This is a genomic window from Cohnella hashimotonis, from assembly GCF_030014955.1.
GTDB classification, from domain to species: Bacteria; Bacillota; Bacilli; order Paenibacillales; family Paenibacillaceae; genus Cohnella; species Cohnella hashimotonis.
On the sequence record NZ_JAGRPV010000001.1, the window covers coordinates 3,302,314 to 3,315,549 of the forward strand.

A 13,236-nucleotide genomic window follows, 5' to 3' on the forward strand; every position below is an offset into this window, starting at 1 on the left:
CTAAAGTAACACCTTTGGATGACGCTTCACACAACGCAAAACATTCGAATACCATTCAACGGTCCATCCTGACATAACTTGTTTAAGTGCAGGCTGGCAGAATTACGTTGCCTTCCCGATGTCTGATCGACGCGGATTCGGGCGGCAGCGCGCTGCGATCTACGCCGCGCTCGACGTTCGAAGTATACAGCATACAGCTCTCCGCGCCGAACGCTCCCTCGGACACGGCAAACCGGCCGCCTTTAAACGAGGAGTTCCTTACGAAGCAATCACGAACGGCTCCGCCGTCTTCGATAGAGAAATGCGCAGTCGTCCGGTCGGCTGCGAGACTGATTGCGCCGTCGAAACTCCAGCTCGCCGCGCCGGGCCCCGCCTCCTTGCTTCTGCTGAAAAATGCTTTTTCCCCATTGCTTCCGATGATCGTCGCGCCCGAGCCGACCTCCAGCCGGACTTCGCCGCCAATCAAGCGGAAGCCCGAATTGCTTATTTCCCCGCCGCGGAATACCAGCTCGGAGCCTGCGAATCGGATCGGAAGCGCGTCCGGGCCTGCCCCTTCCAAACGGCAATCCTGGAAGCGGACGCTACCCGATCCCGCGAACGCATTGCCGTCCGCCGCCGTAAAGCGGCACTCGCGAAACGTCAGCTCGGAGGCGACCTCCTCTTGCGAGACGCGCCGCCCCGCCGTTAGCGCGAAAGCGCAATTTTCCACGACGACGGGTCGATCCGATCGCGCAGAAGCTTGCTTGAACTTCACCATCTTTTCCGCCGTGCAGTTTTTCATCTGCACGCCGTCCGCGTTCAGCCAAAAGGAGCCGGTATTGTGCGAATTCTCGACGCCGGCCCGCGCGAACACGTGGACGTCTTCGAGCGTCAGATCAGTCACCTTGCGGAATGCCAAAAACCACGAGGCGACATGCTGCTTGACCGTGATCCGCTTCGCGCTCTCTCCCCAGGTCGGTCCGCTGTTCGCAAACGACATCAGCCCCGAGTTGCCGACGTAGGTCAGGTCGTGTTCGTATTGTCCGTGCGTCACGAACGCGCCGAGATCGTCCCCGTCGGCATGGCAATTTTCGACATGGCAATAAGCGGATCCCGTGAAGTCGTTCAAGTGCCTGCCGTTGCTTGTCAGGCAGTCCCGCACATGGCCATATAGACAATAGATTTGCTGCGTCAGATAGCCGGTGCCTCCGACGACGACCTCGGCCGGATTCAGCAGCTGACAGCGCTCCGTCACATAGAACGTGTTGTAGCGACGCATAACGACTGGCCAATACGTCCCCGTCGCGTCGATGCCGACCGCGTCGCACTCGACAGCGTATTCGTAAGCGAGCGGATGCGAGCCGGTCGCTTCGGTCGCGCCATTCGCAACGAACTTCATGTTACGCACGTTCGCCTGCACGACGGGCTTCACCCGGCGGTATTCGATCTCGCGGCCCGCCTCCAGCGCCCATCCGTTTTTATATTGCAAACGCACATGCGTCCGGTCCGTCACCTCCGTCACCTTGACCAGCTTTTCCAGCTCGCGCTCCGCGCCGCCCGATCGCCTGTCGCATCGTACGATCCACCAATCGCCGACCTCGAACGCCCCGGCATCCGCCACTTCGAAGCGCTCTTCCAGCTCCGCGAGCGAAGCCGACAGCACGACGCGCTGGACGTCGCCCGTTTCCTCGCCGCTGAAGAAGAAGACCGCCGCGAACGGGTCGTTCGGCGGCGCCGGCTCGATCCCCGCGGTCGTGACCGTAAAGCCATTGAAGTCCAGGTCGATGAAGCTGCGACCGATGCGATGCCTCCGCATAAAGTTCAGGTCGCAGTCCGCCTCGATCCGACGGATCGAAGGATCGGCCAGCATCGCCTCGAGCGCGTCATCGGCTGCTATATCGGCACCGAACACGCCGAAATAACGGAATCGGCCGACGCCTCCGTGCAACACCATCCATCTTCCCTTGCCTCCGCCCGCCGGCGCGTGAACAAGGCCACCGTCATCAGGCGTCTCGCAGCCCGGCTTCCACATGGCCGCCTTGGCGCCGCCGTCTCCCGCCGTCGCATAGCCGCGCACCCAGATCGTCTCGCCGACCTCAAGTTCGCCCGGCTGGAGCAGCTTCAGCGCAGCCACATTTTCGACCTGCCGCTTACAACCTTCCATGATCGCTCCCCCTTCGCTGGTTTGTTAATGGGAAGGCGGAGAGCCGCCGGTGCCGACTCTCCGCCTTCCTTTTCAACTTTTGGCGATCAATTGCCCGCGTTGAAGGACACCGTCGTCCCCCGCGCCTCGGACACTTGCTGCGCATAATACTCGAAAATTTCCTTGCCTGCATACTTCGTCATCAGCTCTTGACGGTAAGCAGGCCAATTTTCCGCGGTTTTGTCGTCATAGAGCACCTTGACCTGAAGCTCGTTCATGCGCTTGCGAAGCGCGGCCAGGTCCATGCCTTCCTTGACGACGAGGCTGGTACCGACGGACGGCACGAGCTTGTATGCATTCATCGTCGCAAGGATCTCCTTGTCGCGGTCTGTGATATTCGGATCGGATACCTCGACGCCAAACGCCTCGGGACCCGAGATCGGCGTGAACCATTGGTACACGGACAAGAAGTTGCCCTTATCTGTGACGTTCGTCTTGAACGCATCCTGATTCAGCGTGATCGTGCTGCCGCTGCGGGTGAATTCCGTGCCTTCGCGGCCGTAGTGCGTCATAAGAAAGCCTTCCTCGCCCGCGAGCCAGTCGAGAATTTGCATCGACCTGTTGATTTCCTCGTCCGTCGACTTCGAGCTGAACAAGAACGGATTGCCCGGAACCGGCGTCAGGTAAGTGCCCGTCTCGGCGAACGGATCGAATGCGACCCAGTTCGCGGTCTCGACCTTCGTAATTTCCTTCGTTTTCGCCTGCAGGCCTTCAGGGTTGTTGTCGAACGCAAGGTTTTTGCCGAAGCCGAGCACGATGCCCGCCTTGCCCTGCTCCGCCTTCTCGAGCTGCTGTCCGTTCTTGTTAAGCAGCCAGTCCCGATCGACGACGCCGAGATCCAGAAGCGCGCGGGTGTCGGTCAGCACCTGCTGCATGCGAGGGTCCGTGCGGGTATCGATAAATTGGTCGCCCTCGACCATGAAGTCGCCGAACAGGCCGTTTTTCACATAAGTCGGAAATTCGAGCGACATGTTCGTTCCGTTGCCGTAAGCGGTGAAGCCGTAAGTATCGTTTTTCTTGTTGCCGTCCGGATCGCCCGTCGTGAAGGCTTTCATGACCTCGACCATCTCGTCGTACGACTTGGGCACGGACAGGCCGAGGTTGTCGAGCCAGTCTTTGCGGATGTAATAAGAACGGTAGTAATTTTTTTCGTAAGGCACCGGCGCGCGCGCAAATTTGCCCTGGACCTGATACTTCGGCAGCTCTTCTTCGGTGACCCAGTATTTGAAGTAATTCGGCATGTTGGCAGGCGTCACAAGGCCGGTCATCTCGCGGGCGACGCCGTCCGCAATATACTGGTTGGAAGGAATGCCTTCGGCGAAGAAGACGTCGGGAATATCGTTGGAAGCGACCATCGAGTTGAATTTGTTCTGGAAGTCCGTTCCAAGCGGCATGTAATCGATCACGAGGTCGACGTTGAACTTCTCGTCGATCGTCTTCTTGACGAAGTCGGCGTCTCCCTTCGGAAGCTGGGCGTCCGCAGAAGCGATGACGTACCAGTTCAGCTTGAGCTTGGCCGCGGCCGGGGATGAAGAAGATGCGGAACCGGACGCGGATGCGCCGGCGGATGGGGACGCCGCCTCGTTGGCGTTGTTGCCGCAGGCGGATAGCAATAACGATGCGGCGGTAAGGCTTGCCAGTATTGCGCTTGTACGTTTCATGTGCAATGACCTCCCTGGATTGGGTTGCATGACGAGCCTGCTTGCATGGAACTTCCTGTTCGCCTTCTTTTTCATGCCATTCCGACTGTGAATCGCCGGCGCCGCGGCGCTTCGGCTGACGCATTCCCCCCTTAACGCGATCGGCCGCTCAGCCTTTGACGGCGCCCAGCAGCATGCCTTTAATGAAGTACTTCTGGAGAAACGGATAGACGGCGATGATCGGCGCGATCGCGACGACGACGGTCGCCATCTTGATCGATTCCGGCGGCAGCGCGCTAAGCTGCGATTGAGGCACGGACAGCTCCTGGCTGACGCTTGGCGTGATGATCATATTGCGGAGGACGACCTGCAGCGGATACAGATCCCGGTCGTTCAGGTACATGATGCCGCCGAAGTAAGCGTTCCAGTGGTTGACCCCGTAGAAAAGCCCGAGCGTCGCCATGATCGGCATCGACAGCGGCAGTACGATCCGGAGCAGCGTGCCGACGTCCGAGCATCCGTCCACCTTCGAGGCCTCTTCGATCTCCGACGGAAGCGATTCGAAGTACGTTTTCATGACCAGGAGGTTAAAGGTCGATACCATGCCGGGAATGATGAGCGCCCAAAGCGTGTTCATCAGGCCCGTCGCCTTGACGGTCAGGAACGTCGGGATGAGTCCGCCGGAGAACAGCATCGTGAAAACGATCCCCATGAGTACGGCATTGCGTCCCGGCAAGTACTTTTTGGAGAGCGGATAGGCTAGCAGCGTCGTGACCATCAGATTCAGTGCGGTGCCCGCCAAAGTGACGAAGATCGTCACGTTCAGCGCCCTCGGCACGACGCCGCTGTTAAAGATCGCCTTGTAGGCGTCCCACGTGAAGGTTTTGGGAAGAAGGAGGAAGCCGCCGTTGCGGAGCACCTCCGTATAAGGCGTGATCGAGACGACGGCCACGTAATAAAGCGGGAACAAGGTCGCAAGTCCGAATACCGATAGAATGACGATGATTAACGCGTCCACGATGCGGTCGGGAATCGACTTTTTGAAAATATAGGGCAATGTCTCCACCTCCGTTCGATGCTGATTGTCCTCACCAGATGCCGGAGCCGCCGAATCGCTTCGCCAGCTTGTTCGCGCCCAGCACGAGGACGAAGCCGATTACCGACTTGAACACGCCGACCGCCGCCGGCACGCTGTAATTCATCTCTTCGATGCCGCGCCTGAAGATCCATGTATCGAGGATGTCGCCGACGTCGTAAACGCGAACGTTGAGGAAAATGTACACCTGCTCGAAGCCCGCATCGAGAATGCCGCCAAGCCGGAGGATGACGAGCAGCATGAAGACGTCGCGGACGCCGGGCAGCGTTACGTGCCATAGCTGGCTCCAGCGGTTGGCGCCGTCGATCGCGGCGGCCTCATATTGCTCGTGGTTGATGTTGGCAAGCGCTGCCAAGTAAATGATGGCGCCGTATCCGGTGCTTTTCCAGATGTCCGTCATGACGAGCATCGGCCGGAACAGTTCCGAGTTGGTCAGCGCATCGATATCGCCCCAGCCCATATCCCGGAAGAACGTCGTCACCAGCCCCGAGCCCGGCGCGAAAAAGGAGAACATGATGCCGTAGACGATAATCCAGGAAAGGAAGTGCGGGCCGTAGGTAAGCGTCTGGATCGTCTTTTTGAACCACCTGACCCGGATCTCGTTCAGCATGAGCGCCAGCAGCAGATCCGGCAGCATGCCGAACACGAGGCGGTAAATGCTAAGGAGAACGGTGTTTTTCATCAGCTGCGGAAAGTCGGGCGATTCGAATACCGCCCTGAAGTTGTCCCATCCGACCCAGGCGCTGCCCGTCACGCCTTTCATCAGATTGTAGTCCTGGAACGCTACGACCAATCCGAACATCGGTACATAATGATAGACGAGATAATAGAGAATGCCCGGTATCATAAACACATAAAGCCAGCGGTAACGCCATATCTTGCTTCGCAGAGAAGGCTGATGTACGTATCCGCCCGATACGTCGGCGGCTTGCGCGTTTCCTTTCGACATGCCGATCGCTCCTCTCCCGCCGCTCTAATCGAAGCGGACGACGATGCCCATTTTATTCCGGGGCGCCGAGGCATACTGCCGGTACAGCTCCGGCAGTTCGTGCATCGAGACCCGATCCGAGATCAGCGACCGGATATCGATGCGCTTCTCCTCGATCATCCTCAGGAAATCCTGCACGTTGCGTCCTTCCGTCCAGCGGACGTACCCGATCGGATAATCGACGCCGCGTTGTTCATAGTCGGGCTCGTAGCGCCCGGGTCCGCCGGCGCGCGAGATGTGAACGCTCGCTTCCTTGGAGAAAAGCAAGTCGCGGTCGAACGCGGTACCGGTGTCTCCGACGATCACGACCCGCCCGCGATCTCTCAGCCATCCTAGGGAGTCGTCGATCAGGCTGGTCTGCCGGCTGCTTGCGCATACGAGCACCGCGTCCGCACCGAAAGCGCCGGTCGTCTCCTTCAGCGCCGCAGCGACCTCTTCGCTGTCCTTGCAAGCATGGCGAATGCCGGCGGAGGCGAGCATCGCTCTTCTCTCTTCAAAAGGCTCCAGTCCGATAACGCGATAATTGGAGGCATGCGCGATCCGCGCGATGATCTGTCCCAATATGCCGACCCCTACGACAAGCGCCGTCTCTCCGAACTTCAGCTCGGCTTGGCGAAGCGCATGCACGGCGATCGCGCCGAGCCCGCTGAACGCCGCTTCCTCTGGCGAGACGCCATCCGGAACGGGGACGGTCAGATGCTTGGGCGACAGCATCACCTCCCGGTGTGCAGGGCTGCCGTAACAGGCGACCCGCTGTCCGGGCACGACATGGGTGACTCCCTCACCCGTCTCGATGACAATGCCGGTCGCGCTGTAGCCCAGCGGCGCCCCCGGGTTCGTCCTTATCATGAGCAGCTCGGTACCGATGCTGACGGACGAGTAATCGATTCTGACTTTGACATGCTGCGGTTTAATCTCGGGTTCCGGCAGATCGACGATTTCCGCTGTACCGTTCCGGCTCTTGATCGCTCGCATATGCGCCTCCTGGTTTATGCTTGATTTACCTGTTAATCATTGTAAATCCCAAAACAATTGATTTGATGTACATCTGATGTACTGATTATACACAGCTAACAAAAAGGCCGTCAACCCTAAATCATCGATTCCGAAGCTTTTATGAAACCTCCACATAGATTGTCGCGAGACGTTGTCGTGAATGCGGTAACATGCAGTCCTGTCAATCATGTAATCGTTATCATAAATAATCGGTTTTTGATCCTTATTTTGGCGTTTTGGCAGCTCTGAATCTCTCGCTGCATTCCCGTGGACTCGTTAACACTCGACTGCCTTCACACGCAAAAATCGCTGACCTGCAGCCCTCAAGCGACCAAGAAAAACAAAAAAACCGCTTCCCTGTCATCGAAATGACATTAGAAACGGCTTCTGATGTACTTGATAAGGCTTTATCGGTGTGCAATTTCATCAACTGATGTATCCGACTCGCCAGGCTTAAGACCTTTGCCATACAGCTCCCCGAGCTTGATGCGCAGCGTATCCGCATCGATCATATCGGACCAATACTCCTTCAGCCACTTGGTGAATTGCTTGAGATCTTTGATCTGAAGCCCCAAATCCCGATGGTACGAAAAGGAGGGAAACATCTCGCGGAACATCGCGTATCGCGAAGGCTGATTTCTCCCTTCCGCGGTCGGCTGTTCCGCCGACGCCTTGCGTGCAGGGATGCTGGCGGTTCGCTCGCGAATGACATTTTGCGCATCCGCCGAGGCCAGGAAGTCGACGAATCGCCGCGCCGCTTCCTTCCATTTGGAATGTCTGACGAGCGACATGCCGATGGAGAGCAGCAGCGTGCGCTGCGGATCGCCGCGCTGCAGGCTCGGCAGCGGACAAATATCGTACTCCAGCGGCAGATGCGCGAATTCGTTCAGGTTGAAGTACGTGCAAAGAATGACCGACACCTGGCCTTCCGCGAACAGCTGTACGGTCTCGTCGTTGCCCTGCGCCCAATAATTCGGGAATACCTCCCGGTTGCCGATCAGACCGTTCAGCGCCTGCAGCCCTCTTTGCATGTCATCGCCGGGTTCCCGTCCGTTGGCGCCGCTCGGGCGACGGTTCATGCCCTGCAGCAAGAACACGGGATAACGGTTCTCGGAGGCGGGCAAGAAATAGATGCCGTGACGGCCACGGGCCTTGGACAGCCGTGTCGATTCGCGCATCAGATCGCTCCAGGTCCAATAGCTGTCAGGCTCGTGGATGCCTGCTTCCCGGAAATGCCGCTTGTTGTAGCAGAGGACGACCGGCGAAAAGGAGATCGGCTTCGCGTAGCTGACGCCGTCTACGATAAACGCTTCTTCGGCGATCGGATAAATGTCCGGGTCCGATTCAAGCTTTTCCAGGAGCGGAACCAGCCCCTCCTCCGTCCACTCCTGAAATTGCGGGCTGTTGAAAGCGACGACGTCCAGCAGGCCGTTATCGATCATCTCTTGGGCGGATTGGGCGTAGCTTAAGTGATTGAGCGTAATTCTGCGTACGTGGATGCCGGGGTTGCGCCGGCCGAACTCCGCGATCAGATCGTCGATCAGGAAGTCCGTGGTCAGCGAGATCGGACATCCGAAGTTTAGCGTGATCGAAGCCTTCGGGCGCGGCGTCACCATGCTGCCGACCCGGTCGATCTTCTGGATCAGTCCCTCCTCGACCAACTGGTCGAGCCCCTTGCGGATGGATTTGTTGCTCAATTGATATTGCTTGGCGAGCGCGCTCTCGGCAGGCAGGTACGTGCCATCCTGCCGGATGCCGTTTATAATATCCGTGCGGATGACATTGACGAAATAATCGAGTCGTTCCTGGAAAGAGGGGCGATCTAATTTATAACTCATGTATATTTCACCTGTCTCTCTCATCTTGAACATCAGATATATTCTCAAACATTTCATAGGAAAAGTCAACGCGGCAAGCCAAAAAAAGACCCGACGGTCGGTTCGCCAGGCGAGCCGTCCCCTCGGATCTTTGTTAATGCCTTACAGAAGTAATGTCAGAAGCTTGTTATGCGTGGAAATTCATGCCGTCGGTCGTCGCCGCGATGACGCCTGCGCGGATGACGAAGTCGCCGAAGTGCTCCCCGCTCTCTCTTTCTTTCGCATATCTCGGAAGCAGCGTTCCCAGCTCGCGCAAAATTTCTTCCTCGCCGATATTTTCCCGGTACATCTTGCTCAGTCGACTGCCGTCGAACGCGGCGCCCAGGTACATATTGTACTTGCCCGGCGCCTTGCCGATGAATCCGATCTCGGAAAGCGCATGACGCGCGCAGCCGTTCGGACAGCCGGTCATGCGGATCGTGATCTCTTCGTTGCGCAGCCCGGTCTCGTCGAGGATGCCTTCGATCTTGTCGATAAGCACCGGCAAGTAGCGCTCGGCTTCGGCCATGGCCAGTCCGCACGTCGGCAGCGCGACGCATGCCATGGAACTGCGGCGCAGTCCCGAATACTGCTGAACGTCGATCAGTCCGTAGCGGCCGAGAAGCTCGGTGATCTCTTCTTTTTTCTGCGGCGTGACGTCGGCGATGATAAGGTTCTGGTTGGCGGTCAAGCGGAAGTCGCCGGTATGCACCTTGGCGATCTCGCGCAGTCCCGTCATCATTTCGAAGCCTTCAAAATCAGCGACGCGTCCGCCCTGAATGAACATCGTAAAATGCCATTTGTCCCCAACGCCCTGCACCCAGCCGTAGCGGTCGCCGTTGTCGTTGAAGTGATACGGCTTGGCCGCTTCCAGGGTCCAGCCGAGGCGATTATGCAGCTCGGCCTTGACGTTCTCCAGGCCGAGCCGATCGACGGTATATTTGAAGCGCGCGTTTTTGCGCTGGGACCGGTTGCCGTAGTCGCGCTGGATCGTGATGATCTTCTCGGCGACATCGTAGATCTGCTCCGGCTTGCAATAGCCGATGACCTTCGCCACCTGCGGATAGGTCTCCTTGTCGCCGTGCGACATGCCCATGCCGCCGCCGATCGCGACGTTGAAGCCTGCGAGCTTGCCGTCCTCCACGATCGCGATGAAGCCCAGGTCCTGCGAGAAGACGTCGATATCGTTGGAAGGCGGTACGGCGATGCCGATCTTGAACTTGCGCGGCAAATAGAGCGGACCGTACATCGGCTCGTATTCGTCCTGCTCCTGCTCCGGCGTCGAGGCGACCATCTCCTCGTCGAGCCACAGCTCGTGATACGCTCTCGTCCGCGGCAGCAGGTCGTTGCTGAGCCGCTTGGACCATTCGTATACTTCGGCGTGAATGTCGGATTGGTACGGGTTCGGATTGCACATGACGTTGCGATTGACGTCGCCGCAAGCGGCGATCGTATCGAGCAGCGACTGATGAATCTCCTGGATCGTCTTTTTCATGTTCCACTTGAGGATGCCGTGCATCTGGAACGTCTGGCGCGTTGTAAGCTTCAAGGTGCCGTTGCCGTACTTGCGGGCAAGCTCGTCCATGACAAGCCACTGGCCCGGCTGGGCGACGCCGCCCGGCATGCGGACCCGCAGCATGAACTGGTAGGCGGGCTCAAGCTTCTGCTTTTGCCGCTCGTTTCGAAGGTCGCGATCGTCCTGCAGGTAGCTGCCGTGGAACTTCATCAACCGATTGTCGTCGTCCGAGATGCCTGCGCTGATCGGCTCCAGCATCGAAGCGGCCAGCGTACCGCGCAAATAATTGCTCTCTTGCTTAATGCGCTCGACGTCGCTGGGATTGCCTCCCGGCGCGCTTAGTTTGTTTTTTGCCATTCTGAACGGTACTCCCCTCTATCTCGCGATCAATATACGTCCCGTTGGTAGCGGTGGCTCTTTTTCATCTCGGCGAGGTACGCTTCGGCTTCCTCCAGGCTCTTGCCGCCCTCTGCGGATATAATCTCCGCCAGCGTCTGGTGAACGTCCTTCGCCATGTTTTTCATGTCGCCGCACACGTAGAAGACGGCGCCTTTGTCCAGCCACTCGTACAGCTCCTTGGCATGCTGGCGCATGCGGTGCTGCACGTATACCTTCTCGTCCGTGTCGCGCGAGAACGCGACGTCCATTCGCGTCAGCACGCCGTCCTTGATCCAGCGCTGCCACTCGGTCTGGTACAGAAAGTCGGTCGTGAAGTGCTGGTCGCCGAAAAACAGCCATGAAGGCCCTGTTGCGCCGGTCTCTTCCCGCTCCTGCATGAAGGACCTGAACGGCGCGATGCCCGTGCCGGGTCCAACCATGATAATCGGCGTGCCGGGATCTTCGGGCAGCTTGAAGTGATTGTTGGGCTGCACGTACACGGAGATCTTGTCGCCGACTTCAAGACGCTCGGCCGTCTGCGTGGAGCAGACGCCCTTGCGGGCCCGCCCGAACGCATCGTAGCGGACAGCGCCGATCGTCAGATGCACCTCGTCCGGATTGGCAGTCTGCGAGCTTGCGATCGAGTACAGCCGCACCGGAATCTTGCGAAGATGCGATACCGCGTCCTGCGCGCTGCCTTGCAGCGGACCGTAATCGCGTACGAAGTCCAGCAGGTCCCGGCCTTTGACGTAAGCCTTGACGGCCGCCTCGTTCCCTGCTGCAGTGAGCTGGGCCAGATCCGGATTCGTCGCCAGCGGCGCCAGCTTCTCGACGAGCGCCTTCGTCAGGACGGTGATCTCCAGGTTTTCGATCAGGGCGTCGCGCAGCGGGCGCTTATCGCCTTGTTTGCCTACGACCACTTCGGTCTGCGGATCCCACTTCGTCTCCGCGAGCAGCAGATCGACGAGCTCCGGATCGTTGTGCGGGTAAATCCCGAGCGCGTCGCCGGCTTTGTATACAAGTCCGGATCCCTCGAGCGAGAGCTCGAGATGGCGAGTCTCCTTGTTCGATCCCCGGCCGTTGAGGTTGATATTCGCGAGCACCTCGGCCTCGAACGGATTCGTCCGTGAATAGACGGACTCCGCCGCCGGCGCGCTGGGCGCGCTTGGTGCCTCGGCTGTCGGAGCCGCAACAGGCGCCGTTGCCGCGCCCCCGCCTCCCTGCGCTTCCGTCAGCCGCGTCAATACGCCCTCGAGCCAAGCCTTCGTCGGCTCCTCGAAGTCCACGTCGCAATCGACGCGATCGTGGAGACGCGTGGCGCCGAGCGCCTCGAGTCGCGCATCGAACTCCTTGCCCGTCTGGCAGTATTGCTCGTACGAGCTGTCGCCGAGCGACAGCACCGAGAACTTCACGCCTTCTAGTCGCGGCGCGCGCTTGCTATGCAAAAATTCGTGGAAGGAAATCGCATTGTCCGGCGGCTCGCCTTCGCCGTGCGTGCTGACAACGACGAGAAGCTGCTCCACCTTTTTAAGCTGATTCGTTTTAAAGTCGCTCATCGAAGACAGGGTGACCTGAAATCCCTTTTCCTCGAGCATTTTAGCCGCTTTTTTGGAGATGCCATGGCCGTTGCCGCTCTGCGAGCCGTATAGAATCGTAACTTCCTTGCTCGCAGGAGCCGCGGCCGGCGATGCCTGCGGTGCGACTGCGGCAGGCGCTATCGCCTGCGCCGAAGCGGATGCGATCAGGTATCCGCTAAGCCAATTTTTTTGCGCGTCGGTCAATCCCGGCAGCAGCTTATTCAGAAGATCTGCCTGCTCCTGGCTGAACGGACTGTTGGTTGCCTGCAATTGCAACGTTCTCCACCTCACGATAGTTCGAATGACGAATGACGACCCCGGATATGCCGAAGCCGCGCCGCGCGATTCATAATCCTTTTGAAAACTATACCACATGTGATGCGCCATGAGGATAGATGCGAATATAAGGATTTTTGATAGCGGTTATAAAATCCGGTGGCTTTCGCCGTTTATTCTCAAAATGGGTAGAGTCGTCCGCGTTAGCCGGAGCTTGGCTCCTTCAGGTTCATATGATGAAGTATCTTCTACGCAAAGGAGGATTTCAAATGACAATCCAGTTTCTGGACTCTCGTTTGTCGCTTAACCGCAACGATAGCGCAGGCACGCAAACGTTATCCCCGACGCCCGTGCTTTTAGGCGATATCGGTCTGCAAACCGCTGCCGTTGTCGGCACGGCGAATGAAGGGAACGTCAGAGTCGAGTTGTGGGGCACCATCGGCGTAAGCGGCGTTGCAGCGAGTACGGTAACTGTCTACGTTCAACGCGGAGGTTCCGCTATTTTCGGTTCTGGCGTAATTTTCTATACGGCAGCCGTCGACTTAATGGACGGCCCCGGCAATCGTCTCATCACCTTCGCAGCCGCCGACTTCCCTCCAGCCCTATTCGTGGCGAACCGCGAGATCCGTTACACGATGTTCGTCGCGGCAGCCGGAGAACCGGTCGTCACGGTTTTGGGGCCCGTCAGCTTTAACGGGCTTGCGCAGGCCGGTACGACAACGTCTTAACGA

The 13,236-nt window shown here is 58.5% G+C and carries 9 protein-coding genes; 1 reads left to right on the forward strand and 8 read right to left on the reverse strand.

The genetic code is table 11. The features are described from left to right. Positions 1–82: 82 nt before the first annotated feature. From KB449_RS13230 to KB449_RS13265, 8 genes are all read right to left on the reverse strand, one after another. A complete protein-coding gene (locus KB449_RS13230; protein WP_282908831.1) occupies positions 83–2,143 on the reverse strand; it encodes a hypothetical protein in 2,061 nt (686 codons plus the stop codon). Positions 2,144–2,229: 86 nt separating this feature from the next. Next, positions 2,230–3,843, reverse strand: a complete 1,614-nt coding sequence (locus KB449_RS13235; protein WP_282908832.1) for a type 2 periplasmic-binding domain-containing protein — start codon at positions 3,841–3,843, stop codon at positions 2,230–2,232. A gap of 148 nt (positions 3,844–3,991) precedes the next feature. Next, positions 3,992–4,879, reverse strand: a complete 888-nt coding sequence (locus KB449_RS13240; protein ID WP_282908833.1) for a carbohydrate ABC transporter permease — start codon at positions 4,877–4,879, stop codon at positions 3,992–3,994. A gap of 31 nt (positions 4,880–4,910) precedes the next feature. Then, positions 4,911–5,867 carry an ABC transporter permease gene (locus tag KB449_RS13245; protein ID WP_282908834.1) on the reverse strand — a complete coding sequence of 319 codons (957 nt, stop codon included), beginning with the start codon at positions 5,865–5,867 and terminating at the stop codon, positions 4,911–4,913. A 24-nt stretch (positions 5,868–5,891) separates the two neighbouring features. After that, positions 5,892–6,881 carry a zinc-dependent alcohol dehydrogenase gene (locus tag KB449_RS13250; RefSeq protein ID WP_282908835.1) on the reverse strand — a complete coding sequence of 330 codons (990 nt, stop codon included), beginning with the start codon at positions 6,879–6,881 and terminating at the stop codon, positions 5,892–5,894. A 428-nt stretch (positions 6,882–7,309) separates the two neighbouring features. Further along, positions 7,310–8,740, reverse strand: coding sequence for an extracellular solute-binding protein (locus tag KB449_RS13255; RefSeq protein ID WP_282908836.1), 1,431 nt, complete (start codon positions 8,738–8,740; stop codon positions 7,310–7,312). A 166-nt stretch (positions 8,741–8,906) separates the two neighbouring features. Further along, complete coding sequence (cysI, locus tag KB449_RS13260) at positions 8,907–10,631, reverse strand: assimilatory sulfite reductase (NADPH) hemoprotein subunit (RefSeq protein ID WP_282908837.1); 1,725 nt, start codon at positions 10,629–10,631, stop codon at positions 8,907–8,909. 29 nt (positions 10,632–10,660) lie between these two features. After that, positions 10,661–12,505, reverse strand: a complete 1,845-nt coding sequence (locus KB449_RS13265; protein WP_282908838.1) for an assimilatory sulfite reductase (NADPH) flavoprotein subunit — start codon at positions 12,503–12,505, stop codon at positions 10,661–10,663. A gap of 269 nt (positions 12,506–12,774) precedes the next feature. Here KB449_RS13265 and KB449_RS13270 point away from each other — a divergent pair, with 269 nt between their 5' ends. Next, positions 12,775–13,233 carry a hypothetical protein gene (locus KB449_RS13270; protein ID WP_282908839.1) on the forward strand — a complete coding sequence of 153 codons (459 nt, stop codon included), beginning with the start codon at positions 12,775–12,777 and terminating at the stop codon, positions 13,231–13,233. Positions 13,234–13,236: the final 3 nt, after the last annotated feature.